Annotated in this window: 27 protein-coding genes and 3 other annotated features; of the genes, 3 read left to right on the plus strand and 24 right to left on the minus strand. The window is 37.4% G+C overall.

What is annotated here, in order from left to right:
• Position 1: 1 nt before the first annotated feature.
• The 8 genes from CKK03_RS08200 to zapA all read right to left on the minus strand — a co-directional run bounded on the left by CKK03_RS08200 (position 2) and on the right by zapA (position 9176).
• The gene (locus tag CKK03_RS08200) at positions 2-775 is read right to left on the minus strand and encodes an enoyl-CoA hydratase (protein WP_099362117.1); all 774 of its coding nucleotides are present in this window, start codon (positions 773-775) and stop codon (positions 2-4) included.
• Between the two features lie 51 nt (positions 776-826).
• Entirely contained in the window at positions 827-1417 is a 591-nt protein-coding gene (gene fadR, locus CKK03_RS08205; RefSeq protein WP_099362118.1) for a fatty acid metabolism transcriptional regulator FadR, read from the minus strand.
• Positions 1418-1616: 199 nt separating this feature from the next.
• Positions 1617-3305 carry a long-chain-fatty-acid--CoA ligase gene (locus tag CKK03_RS08210; protein WP_099362119.1) on the minus strand — a complete coding sequence of 563 codons (1689 nt, stop codon included), beginning with the start codon at positions 3303-3305 and terminating at the stop codon, positions 1617-1619.
• Between the two features lie 307 nt (positions 3306-3612).
• Positions 3613-4032 carry a DUF350 domain-containing protein gene (locus CKK03_RS08220; RefSeq protein WP_099352051.1) on the minus strand — a complete coding sequence of 140 codons (420 nt, stop codon included), beginning with the start codon at positions 4030-4032 and terminating at the stop codon, positions 3613-3615.
• Between the two features lie 40 nt (positions 4033-4072).
• Complete coding sequence (locus tag CKK03_RS08225; protein ID WP_099362120.1) at positions 4073-6433, minus strand: endonuclease MutS2; 2361 nt, start codon at positions 6431-6433, stop codon at positions 4073-4075.
• Positions 6434-6506: 73 nt separating this feature from the next.
• Complete coding sequence (polX, locus tag CKK03_RS08230) at positions 6507-8225, minus strand: DNA polymerase/3'-5' exonuclease PolX (RefSeq protein ID WP_099362121.1); 1719 nt, start codon at positions 8223-8225, stop codon at positions 6507-6509.
• A gap of 147 nt (positions 8226-8372) precedes the next feature.
• Entirely contained in the window at positions 8373-8900 is a 528-nt protein-coding gene (locus tag CKK03_RS08235; RefSeq protein WP_099362122.1) for a CvpA family protein, read from the minus strand.
• Positions 8901-8906: 6 nt separating this feature from the next.
• Positions 8907-9176 (minus strand): cell division protein ZapA, encoded by a 270-nt coding sequence (zapA, locus tag CKK03_RS08240; RefSeq protein ID WP_099352047.1) that lies wholly within the window; start codon positions 9174-9176, stop codon positions 8907-8909.
• A gap of 132 nt (positions 9177-9308) precedes the next feature.
• Here zapA and rnhC point away from each other — a divergent pair, with 132 nt between their 5' ends.
• Positions 9309-10244, plus strand: coding sequence for a ribonuclease HIII (gene rnhC, locus CKK03_RS08245; RefSeq protein ID WP_099362123.1), 936 nt, complete (start codon positions 9309-9311; stop codon positions 10242-10244).
• 166 nt (positions 10245-10410) lie between these two features.
• On the opposite strand, the gene pheT is transcribed toward rnhC, so the two are convergent.
• From pheT to CKK03_RS08265, 4 genes are all read right to left on the minus strand, one after another.
• Complete coding sequence (gene pheT / locus CKK03_RS08250) at positions 10411-12825, minus strand: phenylalanine--tRNA ligase subunit beta (RefSeq protein ID WP_099362124.1); 2415 nt, start codon at positions 12823-12825, stop codon at positions 10411-10413.
• Positions 12826-12839: 14 nt separating this feature from the next.
• Positions 12840-13874 carry a phenylalanine--tRNA ligase subunit alpha gene (gene pheS / locus CKK03_RS08255; RefSeq protein ID WP_099362125.1) on the minus strand — a complete coding sequence of 345 codons (1035 nt, stop codon included), beginning with the start codon at positions 13872-13874 and terminating at the stop codon, positions 12840-12842.
• 46 nt (positions 13875-13920) lie between these two features.
• Positions 13921-14160 (minus strand) — a binding site (T-box leader).
• Positions 14161-14220: 60 nt separating this feature from the next.
• Entirely contained in the window at positions 14221-14928 is a 708-nt protein-coding gene (locus CKK03_RS08260; protein WP_342744903.1) for a YwaF family protein, read from the minus strand.
• Positions 14929-14940: 12 nt separating this feature from the next.
• Entirely contained in the window at positions 14941-15690 is a 750-nt protein-coding gene (locus CKK03_RS08265) for a TrmH family RNA methyltransferase (protein WP_099362127.1), read from the minus strand.
• Between the two features lie 121 nt (positions 15691-15811).
• On the opposite strand from CKK03_RS08265, the gene sspI reads away from it, so the two are divergent.
• Entirely contained in the window at positions 15812-16021 is a 210-nt protein-coding gene (gene sspI, locus CKK03_RS08270; RefSeq protein ID WP_099362128.1) for a small acid-soluble spore protein SspI, read from the plus strand.
• A gap of 41 nt (positions 16022-16062) precedes the next feature.
• On the opposite strand, the gene CKK03_RS08275 is transcribed toward sspI, so the two are convergent.
• The gene (locus CKK03_RS08275) at positions 16063-17148 is read right to left on the minus strand and encodes a M42 family metallopeptidase (RefSeq protein ID WP_099362129.1); all 1086 of its coding nucleotides are present in this window, start codon (positions 17146-17148) and stop codon (positions 16063-16065) included.
• A gap of 82 nt (positions 17149-17230) precedes the next feature.
• On the minus strand, positions 17231-17668 hold the full coding sequence (gene dut / locus CKK03_RS08280; protein ID WP_099362130.1) for a dUTP diphosphatase: 438 nt from the start codon (positions 17666-17668) through the stop codon (positions 17231-17233).
• Between the two features lie 120 nt (positions 17669-17788).
• Here dut and CKK03_RS08285 point away from each other — a divergent pair, with 120 nt between their 5' ends.
• A complete protein-coding gene (locus CKK03_RS08285; RefSeq protein WP_099362131.1) occupies positions 17789-18184 on the plus strand; it encodes a sigma-w pathway protein ysdB in 396 nt (131 codons plus the stop codon).
• Between the two features lie 14 nt (positions 18185-18198).
• Here the strand turns inward: CKK03_RS08285 and CKK03_RS08290 are convergent, their stop codons facing one another.
• From CKK03_RS08290 to nrdR, 10 genes are all read right to left on the minus strand, one after another.
• Positions 18199-18786: a TVP38/TMEM64 family protein gene (locus tag CKK03_RS08290; RefSeq protein WP_099362132.1), complete on the minus strand. Its 588-nt coding sequence runs from the start codon at positions 18784-18786 to the stop codon at positions 18199-18201.
• A 69-nt stretch (positions 18787-18855) separates the two neighbouring features.
• Positions 18856-19125 carry a DUF1294 domain-containing protein gene (locus tag CKK03_RS08295; protein WP_099362133.1) on the minus strand — a complete coding sequence of 90 codons (270 nt, stop codon included), beginning with the start codon at positions 19123-19125 and terminating at the stop codon, positions 18856-18858.
• A 76-nt stretch (positions 19126-19201) separates the two neighbouring features.
• Positions 19202-19561, minus strand: a complete 360-nt coding sequence (rplT, locus tag CKK03_RS08300; RefSeq protein ID WP_099362134.1) for a 50S ribosomal protein L20 — start codon at positions 19559-19561, stop codon at positions 19202-19204.
• A gap of 29 nt (positions 19562-19590) precedes the next feature.
• On the minus strand, positions 19591-19791 hold the full coding sequence (gene rpmI, locus CKK03_RS08305; RefSeq protein ID WP_057999468.1) for a 50S ribosomal protein L35: 201 nt from the start codon (positions 19789-19791) through the stop codon (positions 19591-19593).
• 21 nt (positions 19792-19812) lie between these two features.
• Positions 19813-20331: a translation initiation factor IF-3 gene (gene infC, locus CKK03_RS08310; RefSeq protein WP_142354013.1), complete on the minus strand. Its 519-nt coding sequence runs from the start codon at positions 20329-20331 to the stop codon at positions 19813-19815.
• A gap of 65 nt (positions 20332-20396) precedes the next feature.
• Positions 20397-20531: a sequence feature (ribosomal protein L20 leader region), on the minus strand.
• 119 nt (positions 20532-20650) lie between these two features.
• Entirely contained in the window at positions 20651-22582 is a 1932-nt protein-coding gene (gene thrS / locus CKK03_RS08315; protein WP_099362135.1) for a threonine--tRNA ligase, read from the minus strand.
• A 57-nt stretch (positions 22583-22639) separates the two neighbouring features.
• Positions 22640-22873 (minus strand) — a binding site (T-box leader).
• A gap of 87 nt (positions 22874-22960) precedes the next feature.
• Entirely contained in the window at positions 22961-23812 is an 852-nt protein-coding gene (gene ytxC / locus CKK03_RS08320; protein ID WP_245864071.1) for a putative sporulation protein YtxC, read from the minus strand.
• 121 nt (positions 23813-23933) lie between these two features.
• On the minus strand, positions 23934-24863 hold the full coding sequence (gene dnaI / locus CKK03_RS08325) for a primosomal protein DnaI (protein WP_099362137.1): 930 nt from the start codon (positions 24861-24863) through the stop codon (positions 23934-23936).
• A 15-nt stretch (positions 24864-24878) separates the two neighbouring features.
• The gene (locus tag CKK03_RS08330; protein WP_099362138.1) at positions 24879-26291 is read right to left on the minus strand and encodes a replication initiation and membrane attachment family protein; all 1413 of its coding nucleotides are present in this window, start codon (positions 26289-26291) and stop codon (positions 24879-24881) included.
• Positions 26292-26352: 61 nt separating this feature from the next.
• Positions 26353-26811, minus strand: a complete 459-nt coding sequence (nrdR, locus tag CKK03_RS08335; protein ID WP_099352030.1) for a transcriptional regulator NrdR — start codon at positions 26809-26811, stop codon at positions 26353-26355.
• Between the last annotated feature and the right edge of the window lie 56 nt (positions 26812-26867).

A 26867-nucleotide genomic window follows, 5' to 3' on the forward strand; every position in this document is an offset into this window, starting at 1 on the left:
ATTACTTGCCTTTAAATGTCGGCGGACGTTTTTCGATGAAGGCCGATATTCCTTCTTGTCCATCCTCTGAAATGAACATTTCTCCAAATAATACTGCTTCTCTTTTGACAGTTTCTTCATATTGTTCATTCTTCACTGAATTTAATAATTCAATGGTCGCTTTTATAGAAACAGGGCTTTTTTTAGCGATCTTCCTAGCAATTGCCATTGTTTCTTCGTGAAGATTTTCTTCTGGGAAAGCTTGATTTGCTAATCCGTACTTTACAGCCTCATCACCGCTAATTGGGTCACTTGTCCAAAGCATTTGAGCAGCTTTAGCAACACCAACATAGCGAGGCAAGCGTGCTGTCCCAGCAAAACCAGGGATAAGTCCAAGCTGCAGCTCCGGTAATCCAAGTTTTGCCTTATTGCTAACTAGGCGGAAATGGCAAGCCATTGCCAGTTCAAGACCACCACCTAAGGCAGCTCCGTGAATACTAGCAATAATAGGTTTTGGGAATCGTTCCATTCTTTCGAATAGAGATTGACCTTGTCTTGCAAGATTTGAAAATTCTTCGCCAGAGTTTATGGTTGTAAACTCTTTTATATCCGCCCCTGCAGAGAAAAAGCGACCTTCGCCATGGATTACTAGAACTCTTACATTGTCATCCTTCTCAATGTCATCTAGTAGACTTGTAAGCTCTTTCAAAACAGCGGTTGATAATGCGTTCGCTGGAGGTCGATTAATGCTAATAGTGGCAATGTACTCGGCTATCTTCACTTTAAAAAACTCCATCTGCATCCCTCCTAATTAAGTATATGTATGTAACACACCTCTAATTAATAACTAGAGGTGTGTCAATCCACAACCATTTACTAATAGTGCATGGACTTCTTTTGCCAAGGATGGCAAATCATATTTCTGTTCGTTCATGACCCAAGTGGTTGCAGTTTCATCAATCGAGCCGAATATCATCTGTCTTGCTAAACGGACATCCAAGTTTGGATTAAACTCACCATTTTCTTTCCCAAATTGAATGATGGAATCGATGGTTCCTAAATACCCTTTAAGTACTTCATTAATCCGGTGACGTAATTCCTTATTTGATTGTCTTAATTCAAGCTGAGTTACGGTTGCAAGATGATGATCGGCTGCTAAAAGTTCGAAATGTTTTTCAACCAATGTTAATAACTTCTCTGCCGCACTCGATTTTCCTGCTATTTCAGCTTCAATTTTTTCAATAAATTCGCCCATTTTTTCATGGAATAAAGATACGAGAATATCTTCTTTGTTTTTAAAATATAAATATATTGTACCGTCTGCCACGCCTGCTTGCTTCGCAATTCTTGAGACTTGAGATTGATGATACCCATTCTCCGCGATAACAACTACCGCTGCGTCTATGATTTGCTTATATTTTGGTTTTGTATTTTTCAAGTTCTTACGTCCTTTCAGAAAAATGAATGAATAGTCATTCATATTCCTATAATAAAACCAAATCAAGATACTGTCAAGAATATCTTCTCAATTCACATTTGCACCTTTAAAGTAAAGAAAAAGAGCCACAGGCTCATATCATGGCTCCTCACTGATGTTTACACGAATGATGTATTTAGAGCTGATGATCCTACTTTTCTTAATTAATTTTTGTTAGTTTTTCCTTTTCCTCTTCAACTAATACCCGGCGCAGAACTTTGCCTACAATGGTCTTCGGTAATTCTTTCCTAAATTCATATACTCTTGGAACTTTATATGCTGCTAAATGTTTGCGACAATGTTGATCAAGCTCTTCCTCTGTGAGTTGTTGGCCTTCTTTTAAAACGACGTATGCCTTCACTGTTTCTCCACGATACGGATCCGGGATACCTGCGACGACAGCTTCTTGTACTTTTTCATGTTCAAACAGTACTTCCTCAATTTCTCTTGGATAAACATTAAATCCGCCAGCGATAATCATATCTTTTTTGCGGTCCACTACATAGAAATATCCATCTTCATCCATGTAGCCTAAGTCACCTGTTAATAACCAACCATCACGAAATGTATTTTCAGTTTCTTCAGGCTTATTCCAATATCCTTTCATAACCTGAGGACCTTTTACGACTATCTCGCCAATTTCCCCTCTATCAGCAGGTTCACCTGTTTCCATTGAAAGGACGGCAGCATCTGTATCCGGCCATGGTAATCCAATGCTTCCATTCACGCGATGTCCCCAAATTAAATTCGCATGTGTTACAGGGGAGGCTTCCGATAAACCATATCCTTCTACAAGCTTTCCACCAGTTACTTTTTCAAATTGTTCTTGAACTTCAAGTGGCAAAGCGGCAGAACCGCTTATACAAGACTCAATCGAAGATAAATCATATTTCATTAGATCTGGATGATTCAACAGACCAATATACATCGTTGGTGCTCCAGGAAAAAGAGTTGGCTTCTGTTTATGAATCGTTTTTAGCGTGTCTCCTGCATTGAATTTCGGCATAAGGATCATTTTTGCAGCCATCATAATGGATAGGTTTAATACAGTTGTCATTCCATACACATGGAAAAATGGTAGGATGGCTAAGATGGATTCTTCTCCTTTGTTACATTTATACATCCATTTTGAACACATTATCGTATTAGCAACTAAATTCCGATGTGTTAACATAACTCCTTTTGGAAAACCTGTTGTTCCACCTGTATATTGTAACAAGGCAAGGTCTTCTACTGGGTCAATATCGATATCGACTTCTTTTGCATCAGATGTTTTTAAAATTTCCCTTAGTAAATGATTTGTTCCTTCATGTTCCACTTTGACTACAATACCATACTGTTTCTTTTGAATAAAAGGATAAATCATATTTTTTGGGAATGGGAGATAGTCTTTAATTTCGGTCACAATAACATGTTCAAGTTCTGTTAGCGCTTTCACTTTTGAGACGCGTGGAAATAAAATATCTAATGTAATGATTGCTTTTGAACCTGAATCCTTTAAATGATATTCAAGCTCTCTTTCTGTGTACAATGGATTTGTTTGGACGACGATTGCACCAGAAAACAAGACACCATAATAAGCAATTACACCCTGTGGGCAGTTCGGCAACATAATGGCAATTCGGTCACCTTTTTTGATGCCTTGAGACACTAAATAGTTTGCAAGTTTTAAAGATTCCTCATACACTTGTAAAAAAGTTAATTCTTTTCCTTGAAAATGAACAGCTACTTTTTGAGGAAATTCACTTGCGGTTCTTTTCAAATACGCTTGAATTGGAATGTTTTCATACTCGAGTCGATGCGGAATTTCCTCAGGATAATTTGCTAACCACGGCCTTTCAAACTCCATCTAATAACCTCCCTTTAAGTATTTATTTAGAGAATACGAAGACGTATTCAAAGCCTAGTTTGAATTTTCAAACCATTTATACCCATTATATTATATAGAATATTCGGTGACAATTAGATTCATGAATTGTTGCTGAAGTTTATGTCGTTTTACGACATAAATAGATTGAACTAATCAATCGATTCATAAAAATAGGGCTGTTGGTTAATTCCCAATCAGCCCATTACCTTATAACACTAAATAAAGAATCCCAACAATAACAAATACTCCACTTACAACTAACAAAATCTTAGCTAGCTTTTCCATTTTAAAAACCACCATTTCCTATCCCTGCGCCGATTACATAAGAAAGGCCCACCGATATAATCATGGATATAAGTCCTACAGCACGATTATCTTGTTGTATCTCAACATCAATGTCGAATTTCGGGGTTAAGAATTCAAAAATAAAATAGCCAATTAGAAGCAGGAAGAACCCAAATACTCCCCAGCCAATCATGACAAATAATGAATCATGGTTTTGAATGGAGAAGCGGAATATATTTGCGATCCCGAAAATTTTTCCTCCGGTTGCCATTGCGACTGAGAGGTTTCCTTTTTGGATTTCTTCCCAATTTTTGTATTTGGTGACCAATTCAAATATGGCCATAAACAGAACTAAACACAGTATAACAACACTGTAATTAGCAGCCGTTAACACAAATTCATTATCCCAAAATTGATCCATTATCTTCTCTCCCTATTAGAGATTACATTTCTTTGCAAATCTATTTTAATTCTACTACTGTGACGCCTGTTCCACCTTCTCCGGCTTCCCCAAATCTTGTAGATTTTACGGAGCGGTGATTTTTCAAGTATTCTTGAACACCTTGGCGCAAAGCACCTGTTCCTTTTCCATGGATAATAGATACACGTGGATAACCTGCAAGTAAAGCATCATCGATGTATTTTTCCACTCGTAACAAAGCGTTTTCGTATCGTTCACCTCGTAAGTCTAATTCTAGACTTACGTGATAATCTCTACCCCTTACTGTTGCTAGTGGCTTAGACTCCACTGGTTTCGGACTGCTAACAAACTCGAGGTCTTTTTCTTTCACCTTCATTTTTAAAATCCCAATTTGAACCTGCCATTCGTTATTTCCTGCCTTATCGATTAAATGGCCCTTTTGGTTTAAGCTAATTACCTTTACTTCATCACCAGGTACGAGCTTTCTTTTTGCTTTGGTTGCAACAGATTGTTTATTCGTCTTGTTCGAAGTTTGCGGTACCGCATTTTCCAAACGCTTTTTCGCATCAATCAATTGATGTTCCTTAACAAGCGATTGTTGCTCAAGCTTCATTTTACGTAAATCACGAATGACTTCTTCAGCTTCGCTTGTTGCATTTTTGATTGTTTCAGCTGCTTTTTGTTCTGCCTTTTCATATAATCTGTCTCGTTGTTCATTAAAATCGATGATTTGCTCTTGAAGCTGCCTATGAAGTATCTCTGCCTGCTTTCGGATATCTTCTGCTTCCTCGAGCTCTTGCTCTGCATCCTTTTTACTTTTTTCCAAGGAGGCGATCATATTTTCGACCGTATTCGTTTCAGAACTAATATGATTTTTGGCAGTGTGAATAATGCTATCTGATAACCCTAATCGTTTTGAAATTTCAAATGCATTACTCCGACCAGGAACTCCGATTAAAAGCTTATATGTTGGACTTAAGGTTTCAATATCAAATTCAACACTTGCATTAATTACTCCTTCTCGGTTGTACCCATACGCTTTTAGCTCTGGGTAATGGGTTGTAGCGATAACTCTTGCACCTCGACTATATACTTCATCAAGGATTGAGATCGCAAGGGCAGCCCCTTCTTGAGGGTCAGTTCCCGCCCCAAGTTCATCAAAAAGAACTAAGCTGTTTGCGTCGACTTGTTTTAAAATATCTACAATGTTAACCATGTGAGAAGAAAACGTACTTAAACTTTGTTCAATCGATTGCTCATCACCAATATCAGCGTATACCGATTCAAATACAGCTATCTCTGACTCTTCCTGTGCTGGTATTTGAAGGCCTGATTGAGCCATAATCGTTAATAACCCGATTGTTTTTAAAGTGACTGTTTTTCCCCCTGTATTTGGACCCGTAATCACAATAGAAGTGTAGTCTTTTCCAAGCTCAATATCATTTGGCACTACTTCTTGTGGGTCAATTAGAGGATGACGACCTTTTTTAATGAACACATAGCCATTCCCATTGATTCTCGGCTTTGAACCCTTTACCTTTTTGCTGTAGCTCGCTTTTGTAAACATAAAATCAAGTTCCCCAAGCGTGTCCACATTTTGATAGAGTGACTCATTTTCCTCTGCTACTGCATTTGAGAGTTCTAGTAAAATCCGGTCAATTTCTAGTTTCTCCCTAACCCTGGCTTCCTGCAATACATTGTTAAGGTCGACCACTGATTGTGGTTCTATAAACAATGTTGCCCCCGAAGAGGATTGGTCATGAACGATTCCGCCGTAAGTCCCACGATATTCCTGTTTAACGGGAATTACATAGCGATCATTACGTATCGTAATGATTGCATCTGAAAGTGTTTTTTGAGCCGAAGAAGAACGAATAATATGCTCTAACTTCTCCCTGATTCTTGCTTCACTGCTACGAAGTTGGGTGCGAATTCCACGCAATTTGTCACTTGCTCCATCCATAACAACTCCATTATCATCGATACAGTTTTTTATTTTTTGCTCTAGTTCAAATAAGGGGGTAATCCGTTCAACTAATTCACCGAGTATCGGGACTTCAATCTCGTCCTCAATCATACCTTCAACAAACTTTTTCATTTGTCTACCAGCATAGATAGTACCTGCAATATCTAAGAGCTCCATTGTATTTAAGCCACCGCCAATACTTGCGCGCTTAACTGCAGCTCGGATATCCGTTAATCCCCCAAGAGGAACATTTCCTTTTAACCGTAATACCTTCGATGCTTCGTCCGTTTGCTCTTGTAGAAAAACAACCTCCTCTACATTCGTCGAAGGAATCATTTGTTCAACTTTTTCTCTTCCTAATGAGGATGAGACGTGCTGTTTTAGCTGTTCCTTTACTTTATCAAATTCTAAAACCTTTAAAACTCGTGGCTGCATGCTGTTACTCCCTTCTTGCTACCCACAACTTTAATATGGACGTTTCTCCTGAGTAGGAGGCGTATAAATAGAATTATAAATTTCTTTTTAGATAAGCCAATAGTTCATCCTTATCCCAGGTGTTAATTACACTTTCTTTTTTAATCCAACCTTTTGTTGCCGCAGAAATGCCATAACCCATATCCTCTAGCATGTCTATATTATGTGCATCTGTGTTAATCACTAGTTTTACACCTGCATCTTGTGCCTTTCTAATATAATCTGAAGAAAGGTCCAATCTATTCAAATTCGCATTTAATTCCAAGGCTGTATTCGTTTCTTTGGCTAGCTCAATTAGCATATCAACGTCCACGTCATATCCTTTTCTGCGCCCAAGTATTCTTCCAGTAGGGTGTGCGATAATATCAACATGAAGATTTTCTAATGCTGTTTTTAAGCGTTGCATGATTTTCTCCCTTGGTTGTGTAAAGCTTGAATGAATGGATGCAATCACAACATCTACATCTCGAATAATTTCATCATCATAATCTAGTCTTCCATCAGGGAGGATGTCCATCTCAACACCCGTGAAAATCGTAAAATCATCATATTTTTCATTTAATCTTTTAATTTCTTTGTGTTGTTCTAGTAAACGATCGGGGGTAAGCCCGTTTGCAACACGAAGATATTGCGAATGGTCTGTAATAGCCATGTAGCGGTAACCTTTTTTCCTACAGGCTTCAACCATTTCTTCAATGGTATATGCTCCGTCACTCCATGATGTATGCATATGGAGGTCACCTTTAATATCTTCAAGTCGGATGTGTTCAACTTTCTGTTGAAAGGCTTCTACCTCTGATCCATCTTCTCTTAGCTCTGGCGGGATAAAGGTGAGTCCGAAATATTGATAAAATTCTTCTTCCGTTTCAAAGGTTTTTAATTCACCTGTTTCACTATTTTCAACACCATATTCACTTATTTTTTCACCACGTTCTTTTGCTAACTGCCTCATCCTCACATTATGGTCTTTACTGCCTGTAAAATGATGAAGAGTAGTTGCAAATTCATGTGGTTTCACAAGTCGGAAATCAACCGAAATATCATAGCTATATGAAATTTGAACGGAAACCTTTGTATCACCGCTAGCGATAACACCATTTATGCCATTAAGACTTAATAGCTGTTCCCGTACTTTTCCAGGTTCATTTGTTGCAATAATGAAATCAAGGTCCTTTATCGTTTCTCTCATTCTGCGTAGACTGCCTGCACGAGAGAATGTTTTAATTCCTTGCATCTTGCTTAATTGTTCCTCTATTTCTTCAGCGAGCGCTAGCATGAGAGCAATTGGCAAGCGGTCTGGTCGTTTGCCATATTCCTCGATGGAAGCGAGTATTTTTTCTTCTGTTTTCTTACCAAAGCCTGCGAGATTTTGAATTTTTTCGTTTAGGCATGCTTGTTTTAACATTTCCATATCTTCAATGCCAAGTTCTTGATAAAGCTTAGCTATTTTTTTACCGCCAAGTCCTGGCAGGTTTAACAAAGGGATGAGTCCTTCCGGCACTTTTTCTTTTAATTCAATTAGTACGTTTGAACTGCCCGTTTCTATGTACTCTGTAATCACAGCTGCGGTTCCTTTTCCTATACCTGGTAGTGCTGTGAAGTCTTCAATTGTGGATAAACTTCGATCATCATTTTCCAGTGCAGCTGCTGCCTTACGAAAAGCTGATATTTTAAATGGATTGTCCCCTTTAAGTTCCATATAAATTGCAATTGTCTCTAGTAGACGGATTACATCTTTTTTATTAATTGTCACTTTTAGCACCTACCTATCATTCCATACGATTAACTATCCAAAATGATACAGATTTTTTGCGAAAAAGTCACTTAATGTATCAGCTTTTTCATTTTTGACAAAAAAAACTCCTCTAACTTAATAGAGGAGTCAGTTACTAAATACTTGTCAAATCCACATGTCCTTAATTTTCCCAGTGAAGAATGGTGTGTGTTGTACAATCATTTTCGCCATAAATGAATCATTTAGATTAGACTGAACCATTTCAACTGGTAGTAAAGCTCCGATATAAAGCACAATAAAAACAATTAGGTATACTTCAACAAATCCTAGTAGGCCTCCAGCCCACCCATTAATTTGTTTTAAAATTGGTAGATTTGCAAGGAAATCTAACATCGATCCTATGATCTGCCATAGGAACTTTGTAGCAAAGAAGATAATTGCAAAAGCTATAGCACGGTAATAAGACGTTTCTAAATTTGTACTTTCAAATAAAAACTTCATTGTTTCGGCGTCGCCGAATGTTGGATATGGAATCCATAATACTAATTTTGGCATAAGTTCATCATAATAGAGATACGCGACGATAAATGCAACAATAAAACCAGTAAGATGAACGATTTGAAGGATAAAACCTCTTCTTAAACCAACTAAGAATCCCATTAAGAGGATGATAATCAAAACTAAATCGAACATATCACTTCAATCCTTTTCATTTTTTGCTTGTTCTAAAAGTTTTTCAAGGTTTTCATAGTCTTCTTTTAGCTTTAGATGATCATGAACAATATTAACTGCTGTTAATACTGCTAGTTTATTAATATCAAGTGTCGGGTTTTTTCCGCTAATTTCTCTCATTTTATCATCGACAATTGAGGCCACAAGGCGAATATGACTTGTGCTCTCAGACCCGATAATTGAGTATTGCTGTCCATATATATCTACAGTGGTTCTTGTTTTTTGTGGCTGTGACAAGTATTTGGCCTCCATTCTAGTCAATCCTACAGATAATAATACCATGAACGTGATATTTATGGAAAGAAATCTCAACAAACGTTATGATAGAATATGTAGAATTTTATCCATAAATAGTAGGAGATGTTATTTTTGTCTAATACTGTATTAAAATGTACCCTCGAAACAATAGAAAAAATGAAGACGCATTATAAAAGTCAATTGCAAGATAAGGTTCCACAGGGTGGATTATTTGTCGCCAAACTCCCTAGCTGTACAATTACGGCTTATAAATCTGGGAAAGTATTGTTTCAAGGAAATAGCGCTGGAAGCGAAGCCGCAAAATGGGGTAGCTCTGTTTCGTCCACTAAAACGACTACAACTAAGAAGCCAGTGGCAAAAAACAGTGGATTGCCTGCCAATATTAGAACATTATCAATGGTTGGTTCAGATGAAGTTGGGACGGGTGACTACTTTGGACCAATGACAGTCGTTGCTGCATATGTTTCCAATGATAAGTTCGAGCTATTGAAGGAACTTGGGGTTAAAGATTCAAAGGATTTAAACGACAAACAAATATGTGAGATTGCCGAATCTATTATCCATGTCATCCCATATAGTCTGTTAATTTTACATAATGAAAAATACAATGAACTCCAAGCAAAAGGGATGACTCAAGGAAAGATGAAGGCCTTATTACATAACCAAGCAATCGGTCATGTCTTGAAAAAAATTGCACCCTCCACTCCGGATGGTATTTTAATCGATCAGTTCGCTGTTCCTGACGTGTATTTTAGACATCTTTCTGGTCAAAAGGAAATAATTAAGGATAAGGTTTATTTCAGCACAAAAGCTGAGGGCGTCCATCTATCAGTCGCTGCTGCTTCAATTATCGCTCGTTATTCATTCATTAAAGAATTTGACAAATTGAGTGAGAAGTGCGGTTTGGAGTTAAAAAAAGGGGCCGGTGCTCAGGTTGATGTGGTTGCAGCTAAGCTAATAAAAAAGCAAGGTATAGGTGCACTGCGCACGTATACCAAACTACACTTTGCAAACACAGGAAAAGCAAAGAAAATAGCTGGGATATAAAAAAGAAAAGCACAAGGCGCTCAGCTTTAGGTGACAAGCATAAGACAAGCGCTGACAGAAGGTGTCTTTTACCTTCCGAAGCGATTGGCTTAGACCAGAGAGCCGATGGGGCCTGAAGCTGGACAATAAAAAAAATGGAGTGGGATAAAATACCCACTCCATTTTTTTATGAACGCAATGTTGCATCAAATTTCTCTGCAACTGCCTTTAGTACTTTTTCATGTGCTTTTGTTACTTCTTCCTCTGTTAGAGTACGTTCTGGATCGAAGTATTTGATCGAGTATGCAACTGATTTTTTACCAGGCTCCATACGCTCTCCTTCATATAGGTCAAAGATCGTTACATCACGGAGTAACTTTCCACCCGCTTCAATAATGACCTGCTTCATATCACCTGCAGCCACTGATTGATCTACAACAAGCGCGATGTCACGAGTCATTGAAGGGAATCTTGGAATTGGCTGATACAGTATTTCTTCCACATCTGCTTCTAAGACATCCTTTAATGATAATTCAACCACATAAGTCGGTGTTAAATCTAAGTCTTTTTGGACATTTGGATGAATTTGACCAATAAATCCAATTTCTTTGTTATCTACTAACACAGAAGCAGTCCGACCAGGATGCATATCTTCAACTCTTGCTTGAAGGAATGAAGTTCTATTTCCAAGACCAAGCTTTTCAAACAGACCTTCTACAATACCTTTAACCACATAGAAGTCTACTGCTTTTTTCTCACCCTGCCATGTTGGTGATAACCATGAACCTGTAAGAGCAATCGCAAGATGTTCTTTTTCTTCAGGTAGTTCTTGACCCTGTCTAGTAATGAAGACTGCACCTGTTTCATACGTAGCAACACTGTCAATTTGGCGAGCTAGGTTATGAGAAACAACTTCTAATAAATGCGGAAGAAGGCTTAGTCTTAACAGACTTCTTTCTTCACTCATAGGCATAGCCAAACGAATTGGTTCACTTTGTTCAAGTGCGTATTTAGTCACTTTTTCAGCACTTGTAAGTGAATATGTGGTGCTTTGATATAATCCCACACCTTCTAAATATCTTCTAACTAAACGACGTTTTGCTTGGTAATCCGTTAATCTACCAGGATTTGATTCGCCAATTGGAAGTGTTGTTGGTAGTTCATCATAACCGTATAGTCGTGCTACTTCTTCAATTAAATCCTCTTCAATTGTAATGTCAGGTCTGCGAGTAGGTACAGTGACATGGAACGTATTATTATCCACGGTAAATGAAAATTGTAGGTTTGTGAATATCGATTCTACTTTTTCTTTTGTTATTTCAGTTCCTAACACTTTATTAATTCTCTCAAGTGAAACAGATACATTTACAGGTTGAATATCAAGAGTATCAACTGCTACAACACCATCAAGAACCACACCACCGGCAAGCTCAGCCATTAGCTCAGCAGCACGGTCAGCTGCTTCACGAGTACGATTTGGATCTATTCCTTTTTCATAGCGAGCACTTGCCTCACTACGTAATCCGTGATCCTTTGAAGACTTACGGATTGTACTTCCTGTAAAATAAGCAGACTCAATTAATACTGTTGTTGTGTCATTTTTAACTTCAGAATTTGCTCCACCCATTACACCTGCAAGGGCAACTGGCACCGTACCATTTGTAATGACAAGGTGTTCGTTAGTTAATGTACGCTCTGCATCGTCTAATGTTGTAATTTTTTCACCGTTATTCGCACGTCTTACAAGGATTTCCTTAGAACCAAGACGGTCATAATCAAACGCGTGTAAAGGTTGACCATATTCTAATAAAATATAATTTGTAATATCCACTACATTATTGTGTGGTCGAATTCCTTCTGCCATCAAGCGTGTTTGAAGCCACAATGGTGATGGACCGATTTTAACGTTCTTTACCACTCGCGCTACATATAATGGATTATCTTCCTTTGCTTCAACTGATATTGAAATATAGTCTTCCGCTTTTTCCTCTGAAGTTGTTACTTTTGGTTGTGGAAGTTTAACTTCTTTTCCAAGAATAGCTGCAACCTCATAAGCAACCCCCATCATGCTCATCGCATCAGCACGATTAGGTGTTAGTCCTAATTCAAGAACTTTGTCATCAAGATTTAGTTGGGCAATCGCGTCCGCTCCTGGCTCAACATCATGTGGGAATACAAAGATGCCTTCTGCATATTCCTTTGAAACAAGTTTTGATTCAATTCCAAGCTCTTGTAGGGAACAAATCATGCCATTTGATTCTTCACCACGAAGCTTTGCCTTTTTGATTTTGAAATTACCTGGAAGTACAGCTCCTACCTTTGCCACGACCACCTTTTGGCCTTTGGCAACGTTTGGTGCACCACAAATAATTTGAACAGGTTCACCTTCACCTAAATCGACTTGACATTTATTTAATTTATCAGCATTTGGATGCTGCTCACAGTCTAATACATGACCGACAACAATTCCACTAATGCCTTCCCCTAAATGATCGACACCTTCAACTTCAATTCCACTTCTAGTGATTTTCTCTGCTAATTCTTCAGCAGTTACACCTGATAAATCAACGTATTCTTGTAACCATTTATATGAAACAAACATGTTTTTCTCCCTCCTTAAGCCCGATTAAATTGTTTGATGAAACGATTATCATTTGTATATAAATGACGAATATCATCAATTCCATACTTTAACATCGCAATACGCTCTGGGCCCATTCCGAACGCAAAGCCTGTATATTTCTTTGAATCAAATCCAGACATTTCAAGTACATTTGGATGAACCATACCTGCACCTAAAATTTCAATCCAGCCTGTTTTCTTACAAACATTACAGCCATCTCCACCACATTTAAAGCATGAGATGTCCATCTCTACTGAAGGCTCAGTGAATGGGAAGAAGCTTGGACGCAGACGGATTTCACGATCTTCTCCAAACATTTTCTTAGCAAACGTATTTAAAGTACCTTTAAGGTCACTCATACGAATGTTTTCATCAACAACCAATCCTTCAATTTGTGTGAATTGATGGGAATGTGTCGCATCATCATTGTCACGACGATATACTTTACCAGGACAGATGATTTTTACAGGACCTTTTCCTTCATGATTTTCCATTGTTCTTGCTTGAACAGGAGACGTTTGAGTACGAAGAAGAATATCCTCAGTGATATAAAATGAATCCTGCATGTCCCTTGCTGGGTGGTCCTTCGGTAAATTTAAAGCCTCAAAATTGTAATAATCTTTCTCAACTTCTGGGCCCTCCGCAATTGAATAACCCATACCGAGGAAAAGATCTTCAATTTCTTCAATTACCTTTGTTAGTGGATGAGGTCCGCCTACCTTAATGGGTCTTCCTGGTAGTGTGACATCGATTGTTTCAGAAGCGAGTCTTTTTTCAACTTCTTCTTTTTCAAGTAATTCCTGTTTTGCAGTTAATTTTTCAGTGATTTGCTCTCTTACTTCATTCACAAGCGCACCCATTTTTGGACGCTCTTCAGCAGAAAGCTTGCCCATCCCTCTTAGTACTTCAGTGATAGGTCCTTTTTTCCCTAAATACGCAACACGAATATCGTTTAATTCTTTAAGGTTCGTTGAAGCTTCTACTTTTGCCAGAGCTTCTTCTTTCAGCTCAAGTAATCTTTCTTGCATTAATAATTCCTCCTTTATTAGACAAAATAAAAAACCTCAATCCCAAAAAAGGGACGAGGTTTAGATTCGCGGTACCACCCTTGTTAACAATTATCAAACAATAATTGTTCACTTCGTTTCGATAACGGCAAATGCCGGTACACCTTTACGTTTTGAATGACAAAACGGTCCGAGTGCCAACTCAAGAGGTGAATTCACTTTCTTCTTCTATAAAAATGCTTTCAGTCTCGGCATTTTCTCCCTGAATAGTGAGTGGAAAGATACTAGTCTCAATCATTGTTTTTAGCTATATGTAAAGCATATAGATTATATTATACGTATCTTAGAGGTGCAAATCAAACCCATTTTAATTCTTTTTTCGTATAAATGGGAGATAGAGAATAAAAAACATGAACAATGCGACTATTTCCAAAGATAAAATATACCAAGGGTATGGACCCAGAAAATCGATTAGGCTTGGGTTTATTGGTTTTCGCGCGAGAAACATATAGTTTCCACCTGTTGCTTTGTTAATGAAAAAGACAACTATTGCAATAACATTTAAAGCAGCAAAGGCCTTCCAAATAGATTTAATTGTAGGTCTACAATTCTCAAACCATATCATATACAAGCTTGCTAGTATAATCGCGATATGTGCTAGAAAAAAATGAAAATAGCGATAATGTGGAAAATCATAGGCAAGTTCTGGTGTAAGCATTGCTTGCATAGCACCGCCAATACCTAAGAAATACGTAATCTCAAATAAAAAAAGCTTTCGAGTTAGTAACATGATGATACTTAATAACAATGAAATTGAGCATAGCTGAAATGGCAATGAATCTACCGGATCCCATACTCCCGTTTTCAAATACCAAATATAAAGCGATAGTTCGCTAGCTAATAAAAAGAAAGAAAGGGAATAACGGATTGCTGATTTTCTCTTTGTGAGTTTTGTTCGAAACATAAATAATAATATCCCTGATGCAAACAATAAGCCTAACATCACAACATGTGAAAGAGATAACCACTGAAACGGGTCTCCAATAACGGCCCTTCCGAAAAAGTCGTTTATTATACTCCCCCCTCTTTACCGTAAATGATAAAGTAATATCCCCGCTGCTACTGCAACGTTTAATGATTCACTCCTACCGAAGATTGGGATATAAAGATTTTGATCGGTTTTCTCTAATAGGTCAGGTTCTACTCCATTCCCTTCATTGCCAACAATCAATGCAAATGAATTTCCAACAGACGCTTGTTTATAATCAACTGCATTTTTTAAAGATGTTCCATATACTTTTATCTCATTCTGTTTAAGCTTTAAAATAGTGTCGTGAAGATTTTCTTTAATAATAGGTATATGAAATATGGAGCCTTGTGTAGAACGAATGACCTTTGAGTTATAGACATCAACGCTTCCTTCACCAATAATGACAGCATCAATTCCTGCTGCATCTGCAGTTCGAATCATCGTCCCTAGGTTACCAGGATCCTGTACAGCATCTATTAATAAGAGCCTAGAGAACTTTCCACCTTCATTTACCGAGTATTGCTCACAAACGGCAGCAACTCCTTGAGAAGTATCTGTATCACTTATTTCCTGCATGATTTTTTCCGTTACAATCGTGATTGATAAATCATCTACATTCCATCCTGAAGGGATGTCAGTTGATTCACTTATAATCAATTCTTGGATGACTACATCACTTTTTAATGCTTCTTCCACTAAATGGAATCCTTCAATCATAAATGTCCTTGATTTATCACGTTCTTTTTTCGTATGTAGTTTTTTCCATTGTTTTATTTGAGGGTTTTTATTTGATTCGATTCGTTTCAACTTTTCAATTGCTCCTTTATGCTGATTCTTTTTCCATTATATCCTAACAAAGATACATAATAAAACGGTATAACGTAAATCATAGTAAAGAAAAAGTTACATAGGAAAGGTGTGCATGTAAATGAACTTAAACTTAAGACATGCTGTAAAGCACAATGTCACAGGAAATTCTCAGGCTGAATTAGAAGATACAATTGTAGATGCTATCCAGAGTGGCGAAGAAAAAATGCTTCCTGGTTTAGGCGTTTTGTTTGAAGTCATTTGGCAAAATGCAAGCCAGGAGGATAAGCAAGAAATGCTTACAACATTAGAGCAAGGATTAAAGCAGTAGTTGGAAAAAGCCGATGATAAACTCATCGGCTTTACTTATTCTTATTCGTATTTAATTTTGTTGATCGCCTCTTGATCAAGACGCTTGATTACTTCAGCAATTAACTTAACAGCATTTTCATAATCATCACGGTGAAGAATTCCCGCATGTGAATGAATGTAACGAGTTGCAATTGTAATGGCTAATGATGGAACGCCTTCTAATGTAATGTGGATTGCTCCAGCATCTGTTCCACCACCTGCAATCGCATCAAATTGGTATGGGATACTTAGCTCATCAGCCACTCCAACAACAAAATCACGCAATCCTTTGTGAGAAACCATAGAAGCATCATATAAAATGATTTGTGGACCTTCTCCCATTTTACTCATTGCTTCTTTTTCGGAAATACCAGGAGTATCACCTGCAATACCTACATCAACTGCAATTGCAATGTCAGGTTTGATCATCGTTGCAGCCGTTTTTGCGCCACGAAGACCTACTTCCTCTTGTACACACCCAACTCCATAAACAACGTTTGGATGTTCTTCATTCTTCAAATATTTTAAAACGTCAATTGCAATTGCACAGCCGATTCGGTTATCCCAAGCTTTTGCAAGTAGCATTTTTTCATTATTCATAACTGTGAATTCAAAATATGGCACTACTTGATCACCAGGTTTCACACCAAATTCAAGTGCTTGCTCCCGACTTGATGCACCAATATCAATAAACATATCTTTAATTTCAACAGGCTTTTTACGTGCTTCAGCAGATAAGATATGTGGTGGTTTTGAGCCAATCACGCCCGTAATATCTCCTTTACTCGTGACAACGGTTACACGTTGTGCAAGCATAACCTGTGACCACCAGCCTCCAACAGTTTGGAAACGTAAAAATCCTTTATCATCAATTTGCGTAACCATGAACCCTACTTCATCTAAATGTCCTGCAATCATCACTTTTGGACCTTCTGCATGACCCGCCTTTTTTGCGATGATGCTTCCAATTCCATCGTATGAAATTTCATCAGAATATGGTGTTATGTATTTTTTCATGACTTCACGTGGCTCTCGTTCATTACCAGGAATTCCTTTTGCATCGGTAAGATCTTTGAGCATCGTTAATGTTTCATCAAGCTTTGTCATTAATAAATCACCTAACTTTCCTAAGTTTAATCGACCATTTCATTATACAGAAAATGGTGGCAGTTGAGCAATTAGGGACTTTTTATTTCGTCCCACTAGACCCAAATCCACCTTCACCTCTTGCAGATGCCGCTACTTCCTCAACCTGTTGTAAATGAACCCGAGCGACTTGGGCTATGACCATCTGCGCAATGCGCATTTGCTTTTCAACCACAAAGTCCTTCTTGCCATGATTAATTAGAATAACAGCAACTTCCCCACGGTACCCTTCATCAATTGTTCCTGGGCTATTTAAGACAGTAACCGAATGTTTGAGTGCTAATCCACTTCTTGGTCTTACTTGTGCTTCGGTTCCCGGCGGAAGCTCTATTTTGATTCCCGTTTTGATTAATTCAGCCTCACCAGGTTTAATTACTTTTTCTTCGGCAGAAAACAAATCCAACCCTGCATCACCGGGGTTTGCTTGTAACGGGAGCCTTGCATTCTCATTTAACAGCATTACTTTTAAGTTATATGTCATTGTTAGACCTCCTCAATAAAAAACAAACTAAAAAAATTATAGCAAATTTATCAAAACTTGAAACCTTTTATCCGTTTCAATCGTATATGTTGGCAGATTGAGAATGGAGGGAGTCCTCTTATGTTTGTCCTACTTATTCGTTTTGTACTATTACTTCTAATTATTTTCTTATTATATCGGATTTTCAAGTATGTCCTTAACCCAAAGAGGAAGCTCGAACTTGCTCAAGAAAAACGAGAATTCTACTGGCTTGACGATCTTGCAAATGTCCATAAAAACTTTTTATTAACATATAAGGGAGTTTTATTTGAGGGAGAAAAATATTTAGGAACTACGAAGAAATCGTTTGAAGTTGTCTCGATTTTTGTTTGGGCCAAAGACGACAATCTAAAGGGATTAACCTATACAGATTTTCAATACGTTGAACGTAGGATTAGTGAAGTATACCCACATGCTAAAATTGATTGGAAAAGTCCGATAAGAGAACTTATTAAAGAAAACAGTCGTGAGCGTTAACTCACGACTGTTTTTCATTGATAGGATCTACCTGCTTTAGGTTTAAAAAATTCATGCCATTTGATTATAACTTGTTTTTCTCTAAGTAAATAGAACAATAGAGTTAGTGCAAGGAGAATAGCTAGAATAACTGTCGTGGAGAATTCACGGATAAATTGACCGAAAACCGTGTAAAGAAGAGCTACTGGGATATTTGTGTAAAAGGAGCCTTTGGCATATTCTCGGAAATTTCTAGTCACATCTTTGATGCACAATGATAAAAGATGAAAATTAATAAAAGGAATAAGACGTAAGATTGCAATTTGCCCAATCGTAAAATTCACTCGTTCGCCAAGCCATTTTTGCTTGAGATTATTAATTTTTTTAGCCAATTTAGGAACTTGACTATATAAAAAATAGAATAGAATACTAAGCAAGGTTAAGCCTAGAATGGAGTAGAGTGTTCCAGATACGGACCCAAATAATATCCCCCCGACAATACATATAACAGGTACTGGAATGAAAAAGAAGGGACGAATCAGATGCATCCCAATAAATATGATGGGGGCAAGCAGTCCAGTGGATTCAATAAAAACAAACAGAAGTGTCATTGTTTCATCCAAATACACAACTCACCTCTCTTTCGTTAGGCTACTTCGGTGCTATTTAAGCATATACAAACGTACAAGTTGTTATGACAGGTTAACTAAAATATATGCATAAAGGGCTATCGTAACGACTGTAAGAACGGGAAGCAGGATGACAAATTGCTTATGCTTTGTTTTATGGCGAAATTGTTTCATCCCTAAGGTTGCCCCAAGTGCACCGCCTACAATGGCGACAATCCAAATATGCTTTTCAGAAATGCGCCATTTGTTGTTTCTTGCCCTATTTTTATCAATATACATAAGTAAGAATCCATATATATTTAGAATTATATAGATGAAAAAGATATAGCTCATTATTATTCCTCCCATATTGACTAAAACAAAAAAGGTTACTCTCATTTTACAATGGGAGTAACCTTTTTACCTAGACTTATTTGTTTAGGTTGTTTTTAGCTACAGTTGCTAATTCTGCGAATGCTTTTTCATCGCTAACAGCTAGGTCAGCAAGCATTTTACGGTTTACTTCGATACCAGCTACTTTTAATCCGTGCATTAAACGGCTGTAAGAAAGACCGTTGATACGAGCAGCTGCGTTGATACGAGTAATCCATAGCTTACGGAAGTCGCGTTTCTTTTGACGACGGTCACGGTAAGCATACATTAATGATTTCATTACTTGTTGGTTTGCAACTTTATATAAAGTGTGTTTTGAACCGAAATAACCTTTAGCTAATTTTAATACCTTTTTACGACGTTTGCGTGTAACAGTTCCGCCTTTTACTCTTGGCATTTTGTTTCCCTCCTAAGATCAATAACCGATTATTTAATGTTGTCTAACATGTGGCGAATACGTTTGAAATCGCCTTTGCTAACTAATGTAGCTTTACGAAGCTTACGCTTTTGCTTTTGAGATTTATTTCCGAATAAGTGGCTTGTGTATGCATGTGAACGTTTAAGTTTACCAGATCCTGTTTTCTTAAAACGCTTTGCAGTACCACGGTGTGTTTTCATTTTTGGCATAGGGAGTTCCTCCTCAATTCATTACTTTTCGATTTTAGGTGCTAGTACTAAAAACATACTTCTTCCATCCATTTTTGGGTGGGATTCAATAGTAGCTACTTCAGCACAAGCTTTAGAAAAACGATCTAAAACACGTTGACCGATTTCTTTATGTGTAATCGCACGACCTTTAAAGCGAATAGACGCTTTAACTTTGTCGCCCTTTTCAAGGAATTTAATTGCGTTACGAAGCTTTGTATTAAAATCATGCTCATCAATTGTCGGACTAAGTCTAACTTCCTTAATATTGATAACCTTTTGGTTTTTACGAGCTTCTTTATCTTTCTTCTGTTGCTCAAAACGGAATTTACCGTAGTCCATAATACGACATACAGGTGGTTTCGCGTTAGGTGCAACCAATACAAGATCAAGATTTGCTCTTGCAGCAATTTCTAATGCTTCAGTTTTGGATTTAATTCCAAGTTGATCACCGTTTTGACCAATCAAACGAACTTCGCGGGCACGAATGCCTTCGTTTACCATCATGTCTTTGCTAATAATTAGCCACCTCCAAGGTTTTTTAAAGAATGCCTCGTTTGAAATCTTGCGCATTTTACAGATTTGAGACAAACAAAAAAGTGTGAATGTATACACACCCACACTATTACAATTCATTTACACATTAATGATTAATGAACGTAAGACCTACCAACTGCAATTTGCGTCAATCAGGTGAGAAGCGGGTGCCTCTACTTTCTCAAACAAGTATTCAATTACCTACAAAAGTATAACATCTATGATGATAACTGTCAAACGGTGCAACTAGAATAGTGCAACGAAATTCATTCTAGCATGCACCTTAATGTTTGACAAGCCTTTTTTATTTTTTTACTTCCTGCAGGATCGCTGAAAGGAATGTATCAAAGGACAGAGTCTCTGATTTCTGCTCTCCGTATTTACGGACATTTACTGCTTTTTCTCTCATTTCATTGTCTCCTACAACAAGCATAAATGGAATTTTTTGCATTTGAGCTTCACGGATTTTATAGCCAATCTTTTCATCACGATCGTCAATTTCTACACGTAATCCTTCTGCCTGAAGTTTCTCTTGAACACTCTTCGCATAATCAAGATGTACATCAGGAGAAACTGGAATGACTTGAACTTGAACAGGTGCTAACCAAGTTGGAAATGCCCCTTTGTATTCTTCAATTAAGTAAGCAACAAAGCGTTCCATTGTTGATACAACACCGCGGTGAATAACAACTGGACGGTGTTGCTTTCCATCTTCACCGATATAAGTCAAATCAAAACGTTCTGGTAATAAGAAGTCAAGCTGAACAGTTGAAAGTGTTTCATCTTTTCCAAGTGCTGTACGGACCTGAACATCAAGTTTAGGACCATAGAATGCTGCTTCTCCTTCTGCCTCGAAGTAATCCAAACCAAGGTCATCCATCGCTGCCTTTAACATAGATTGAGCTTTTTCCCACATTGCGTCATCATCGAAATATTTTTCAGTGTCTGCAGGATCGCGGTAAGAAAGTCGGAAGCTAAAGTCTTGAATATCAAAGTCTTTATAAACTTCTAAAATAAGATTAACAACGCGTTTGAACTCTTCCTGAATTTGGTCAGGTCGAACGAAGATATGTGCATCATTAAGAGTCATTCCTCTAACACGTTGAAGACCAGATAGTGCTCCACTCATTTCGTAGCGGTGCATTGTTCCTAATTCAGCAATCCGAATTGGAAGCTTACGATAGCTATGAATACCATTTTTATAAATCATCATGTGATGCGGACAGTTCATTGGACGCAACACAAGCTCTTCATTATCCATTTCCATTACTGGGAACATGTCTTCTTGATAATGATCCCAGTGACCAGAAGTTTTATATAAATCAACGTTTGCAAGTACTGGTGTATACACATGGTCATAGCCTAGTCTTACTTCTTTATCTACAATATAGCGTTCGATGACGCGGCGGATAGTTGCGCCTTTTGGAAGCCATAATGGCAAACCTTGACCTACTTTTTGTGAATTTGTAAACAGGCTTAGTTCCTTACCTAATTTACGATGGTCACGTTCTTTAGCCTCTTCTAGTAAACGAAGGTATTCGTCAAGGTCTGCTTTCTTAAAGAATGCAGTTCCATAAATACGTTGAAGCATTTTATTGTCGCTATCTCCACGCCAGTATGCACCCGCAATGCTTAATAGCTTAAATTCTTTAATTTTTCCTGTTGAAGGAACATGGACACCACGGCAAAGGTCAAAAAATTCACCTTGTTCGTAAATTGATAAAGGTTCTCCCTCCGGAATATCCTGAATCAATTCCAGTTTAAGCTCATCACCAATTTCCTCGTATCTTCTTAATGCCTCATCACGTGAAACCTCCACACGATGGATTTCGAGATTCTCATTTATGATCTTTTTCATTTCTTTTTCGATTTCAGGTAGATCTTCAGGTGTTAATGATTTTTCCATATCAATGTCATAGTAGAAGCCATTTTCAATAACTGGCCCTACACCAAGCTTAACATCCTTATATAGGCGTTTAATTGCTTGTGCCATAAGGTGAGCTGTACTGTGTCGCATGATTTCTAATGCTGCATCAGTATCTTGGGTAATGATTGCTATTTCACCATCTTCATGGATTTCAGTTCGTAAATCAATCTCTTTTCCATTAAACTTACCTGCGATTGACTTTTTCTTTAGGCCTGGACTGATTGATCCTGCAATATCTTCTGTTGTTGTTCCTTTAGGAAACTCCTTCACTGCTCCGTCTGGGAATGTAATTTTTACTACATCTGACATCAGTTTTCAACTCCTTTTTCTTGTTAAAAAACAAAATAAAAAATACTCGTCCCTAAAAAAAGGGACGAGTATATGTATCGTGGTTCCACCCTTGTTTCCACTCGAGAAATATCGAATGGCTCAAGAAATAAATAACGGTAATCCCGTCAGTAATTACAACTTTGATAAGCAAAGGTTCACTACTGAAGTTTAGAGGTGGTAAAAGTATCATTCGTGTTAGGAAGCTTCCAGCCTAGTCTTCCCTCTCTGAAAACCGTAATTATACGATCGTGTCCTCATCATAACTTTTAAATTATAGAGTACTCATGTCATGAGTATTTGTAATATGTAGGTATTATAGTCTTATTTAAAAGTTAAATCAAGGGCAGTTCGTCTATTTTATACTTTTTTTGCTTTCAAACGTGTGTTTTCAAAGGATTTCTTCGTGTAAATTGTGACATTCTCCAAAAAAATATTATGAATGGTCTGAACCATCCCATTATCAATCTGGTCCGTATAAATGGATATCGACTTCGGCGCAATTGACACTAAAGGTGCCAAAACAGCAGAGTCAATATACAAGGGCTGGTGTAGGATTAGTTTTCGGTCAATATATTTAAACAATTCATCTCGCTTTATTTCAGTAAACTCATGATTATAAAAATAAAATTGCTCATCATGTAAAATATGTAATTGCTCAAGCTTCGGTTCCCGCTTTTCTCTAAATTCTCTCAGTCCTTGAATAAATGTTTGATACTCCTGCTCAAGCTTGTATTCATCAATTGCAGACTCGATGATTTGCAATAATGCCTCATTGTAAGACCGCATACGAAACTTTAAAAATGATTCAAACGAGAAAGAAATTGGAATTTCCATAAAATCATGAAGCGCTTCCACTATCAGTTGTTCCCTCGGCACGACATCTTGAACCCCTGGGATATCAGGGTTATTCCCATCCATTAATCCTTTGGCAATTTCTAAGATTTGTTTCTTCTCTTCGTAATCGGTAAAGTAAAATAAATTTTCGATGTAATCGAGAATCCAATTGTCCTCTTTGTTATGAATGATAAACTCAGCCATTACTGGAATGACCACAACTTGTACTGCATATTGTACTTTTTCTGAAATGAAAACAGACACCACATTCTCCTCATCATTGACAACCTCTATGTAATCTATAGAAAGAGCTTTTGCCTTCGCAACTAAGCCCTTAAACATTTTTTGTGCATCTGTTGTTTCTTGGAAATGCATTTCAATCAAGCTAGTCCCCCCATTTCACCAATACCATTACCCTGTTACATGTATATGGAGAATGGGACAACTTTAGAATAGAAAAAAATTGGCTATCTCTATTTCGAGATAGCCAATTCGATTAATAACGTCTGTTTTTTCCTTTAAGTTCAACTGGTTTTGCTAAATATTTGATTCGTTCCATGATTCGAGCAGCTTTGACCTTTTCTTCTTCACCACGTTGCGTATACGATAAATGGTGTTCGAGTCCTTTAAAATCGAAATTAGATGTGAAGAAGGTTGGTAAATTTTCAAGCATACGGTATTGCAGAATACTACCAAGTATATCGTCACGCATCCAGCTGGACATCGATTCAGCACCAATGTCATCTAGCATTAAAACTGGTACTTTCTTAACAGCATCAATTTTTGAATTGATTGATTGGTCCTGTAAGGAACCCTTCAACTCCCTCATGAATTCAGGTACATACACAAGCATCGATGAGACCTTTTTCTGAGCTAGTCCATTTGCAAGGGCACCTAAAAAGTAAGTTTTCCCAATTCCAAACGAACCGTATAAATATAATCCCTGCATCCGTTTGCCAGGTTCATACTGATTAAGAAATTCCTGAATTAAAAGAATTGCATCTGAACGTCCTTCATCAAATTCAAGGGATTCAAGGGATGCATCAAGAATATCTTTTGGCACATACATACTCTTGATTAAAGATTTATATTTTAACTGTTCATCATGCATTACCTTTTTCGGACATCTTTCATAGCTTAAATCAATTGCGTTACCTTTAAGTTCAAGATGAGGATGAAAGCCCTGTAGCATATTTTTACACGTATTAAGGCTTTCACATTTATTACATTCCTTGCTTTGATTAATATATTCGTACAGCTTTACAAGACTCCTATTAATCGTATCATTCGTAATTTGATCCTGATGTGCGTTAATAAACTCTCTTACCTCAGAATGGTTTAATACCTCATGTTTGATTTGTTCATATCGCTGCTGAAAGCCAGCATGATTAGATAGTTTTTTTAAAGAATCCTGAATCGGTTTCATATCCTCACCCCCATCTTATTGGTTATTCCTTTTTAATCTTTCTTCAAATAAACGCTTCTTCTCTTCAAAGGAAGGACTGGAAGGACTAGAAGCTTTTTCCTTTGATTTTTCCTTTTTTGGAGTTTCTTCTTTTATACCTTCATCTTCTTGCTTTAACCAGTCAGGTAATAACTCTTTACGTATCGGTTGTCGTTTATATTTATTTGTCTTTTTATCTGCGGTCCAATTATGCTTTTTGGCTGTCTCCATTGCATCCTTTACTGTCTTTATATCTAATCTTGCCCAGTTACTGGCAATGGTTTCAATATAAGACTTTGTTAATCTCATATCCGATTTTAACATGACATAATATAACAGTACATTCACAACACCTGGAAGTAAGTTTTGACGGAACATCACATCTTCTATAATTTTCAATTCAGAAACAGAAGGCTGTGATCCTCCAGACACATCGATTAGAAACTCTTTTGGAGAGATTCTTTCCAGTTTCTGAATCAATTCTTCTTCCTTTGTCTGTGGAACTTTGTTTACCATTGTCTGATTTGGTAATGGTTGTACCCTTTCTGTTAAATTAGGTAATTCATTACCTGTTTCAAATTGATACCAATCTCTTGAAGCCTTTCTTAACTTTTCGATATCTATTTTTTCGTTTGGATCTAGAGCGCTCATAACAATACCCTGCATCTCAACCGGATCAATTCCGTAAAGGAAGGAAAGCTTAGTGATTGCTTCTTTTACTCTAGGTGTAATTGCTTTTCTTGGGATCATTACATCTGAAAGACCAGCAAAAAACAAATCGAAATTAAAGCTGTCGTTCTCTATTACAAGCTTTTTCTCTTGACTTCGATCCATGTATTCTGTATTTTCATCACGTTCAAGATTGCTTTTCATTTCATCACTAATCGTGGAAATCATTTTCGAGACTTGAGCAGATGCAAATACTTCATTAAATGCTTTCGTAACCGGTTTATAAGAATCTAGATCAGGTGCATGGTCTGAAAAGAACTGCTTGAGTTTAAAAAATTTACCTTTTCCTAATCTGTTATACAAATAAACATTAAGAACACCATCCGTAAAAAAAGCTCTTGGTGAGAGTGGTGCCTGCAACTCATAGATAAAACTTCTAGAATGCTCATCAGATTTTACAAATGTTTTTAATAAGCCGATTCCTTCAAGCTTTAATCGTTCTTGATAAATATCCTGTAGATTCGTTTGTAGCAGTGCCATTAAGGTATAATGGGTACTTTCTTCACCCCATAGTCGGTTTTGCTCCAACTCACTCCACAAAGTCATATATAGACTGAAGGCTTTCATTCCAATAAGAGGTTGGTAAAGCAATGATACAATTTTCCGGTCATAATCATGCAAAAGGTCTGCTGCATGCACAATATAACGATCGACTGGTACTAGTTCTTTCCAATGCTCCATTTCATCAAAGCCTTCCATTTCTAGTAGTTAAAAAAAGAGCTTAACACGTATCTTAAGCCCTTTACCGTTCTCTTTTTATTAATTCCTTTAATTCATCGATAAAAACATTTATATCTTTAAATTGGCGGTAAACTGATGCAAAGCGAACATATGCTACTTCATCTACTTTTGCCAAATGGTTCATCACATACTCACCAATAATATCGCTTTTGACCTCTGCAATCCCTTGACTTCGTAGTTCCTTTTCAACGTCATGGGTGATATCCTCTAATTGCTTCAAGGAAACTGGACGTTTTTCACAAGCTTTAATTAGCCCGCGCAGCATCTTTTCCCTGCTGAACTCCTCGCGAGTACCTTCTTTTTTTACCACAATCAAAGGAATTTCTTCCACTTTTTCAAATGTCGTAAACCGATATTGGCATTTTTCGCATTCTCGTCTTCTACGGATTGAACGACTATCATCAACTGGGCGTGAATCCAAGACTCTCGTTCCATTATGTTGACAAGTAGGGCATCTCATTCGTAACAACTCCCTTCTTAGGAGATCTCTATAGGATGTTCAAAAATTCGGTCAAA

Source organism: Fredinandcohnia onubensis (genome assembly GCF_002734215.1).
Classification (GTDB): domain Bacteria; phylum Bacillota; class Bacilli; order Bacillales; family Bacillaceae_L; genus Ferdinandcohnia; species Ferdinandcohnia onubensis.

Bases quoted from the DNA above. Each gene is read 5' to 3' on its own strand.
- CKK03_RS08210 (WP_099362119.1), bottom strand. From the start codon at position 3,305: ATGGAGTTTGAAAGGCCGTGGTTAGCAAATTATCCTGAGGAAATTCCG.
- CKK03_RS08295 (WP_099362133.1), bottom strand. From the start codon at position 19,125: ATGAGCTATATCTTTTTCATCTATATAATTCTAAATATATATGGATTC.
- ytxC (WP_245864071.1), bottom strand. From the start codon at position 23,812: ATGCATTTCCAAGAAACAACAGATGCACAAAAAATGTTTAAGGGCTTA.
- CKK03_RS08285 (WP_099362131.1), top strand. From the start codon at position 17,789: ATGTTTGTCCTACTTATTCGTTTTGTACTATTACTTCTAATTATTTTC.
- CKK03_RS08330 (WP_099362138.1), bottom strand. From the start codon at position 26,291: ATGGAGCATTGGAAAGAACTAGTACCAGTCGATCGTTATATTGTGCAT.
- rplT (WP_099362134.1), bottom strand. From the start codon at position 19,561: ATGCCAAGAGTAAAAGGCGGAACTGTTACACGCAAACGTCGTAAAAAG.
- rpmI (WP_057999468.1), bottom strand. From the start codon at position 19,791: ATGCCAAAAATGAAAACACACCGTGGTACTGCAAAGCGTTTTAAGAAA.
- thrS (WP_099362135.1), bottom strand. From the start codon at position 22,582: ATGTCAGATGTAGTAAAAATTACATTCCCAGACGGAGCAGTGAAGGAG.
- pheS (WP_099362125.1), bottom strand. From the start codon at position 13,874: ATGCAAGAAAGATTACTTGAGCTGAAAGAAGAAGCTCTGGCAAAAGTA.
- CKK03_RS08225 (WP_099362120.1), bottom strand. From the start codon at position 6,433: ATGCAGCCACGAGTTTTAAAGGTTTTAGAATTTGATAAAGTAAAGGAA.
- CKK03_RS08200 (WP_099362117.1), bottom strand. From the start codon at position 775: ATGGAGTTTTTTAAAGTGAAGATAGCCGAGTACATTGCCACTATTAGC.
- nrdR (WP_099352030.1), bottom strand. From the start codon at position 26,811: ATGAGATGCCCTACTTGTCAACATAATGGAACGAGAGTCTTGGATTCA.
- sspI (WP_099362128.1), top strand. From the start codon at position 15,812: ATGAACTTAAACTTAAGACATGCTGTAAAGCACAATGTCACAGGAAAT.
- pheT (WP_099362124.1), bottom strand. From the start codon at position 12,825: ATGTTTGTTTCATATAAATGGTTACAAGAATACGTTGATTTATCAGGT.
- CKK03_RS08235 (WP_099362122.1), bottom strand. From the start codon at position 8,900: ATGTTCGATTTAGTTTTGATTATCATCCTCTTAATGGGATTCTTAGTT.
- CKK03_RS08220 (WP_099352051.1), bottom strand. From the start codon at position 4,032: ATGGATCAATTTTGGGATAATGAATTTGTGTTAACGGCTGCTAATTAC.
- dut (WP_099362130.1), bottom strand. From the start codon at position 17,668: ATGACATATAACTTAAAAGTAATGCTGTTAAATGAGAATGCAAGGCTC.
- CKK03_RS08275 (WP_099362129.1), bottom strand. From the start codon at position 17,148: ATGACAAAGCTTGATGAAACATTAACGATGCTCAAAGATCTTACCGAT.
- dnaI (WP_099362137.1), bottom strand. From the start codon at position 24,863: ATGAAACCGATTCAGGATTCTTTAAAAAAACTATCTAATCATGCTGGC.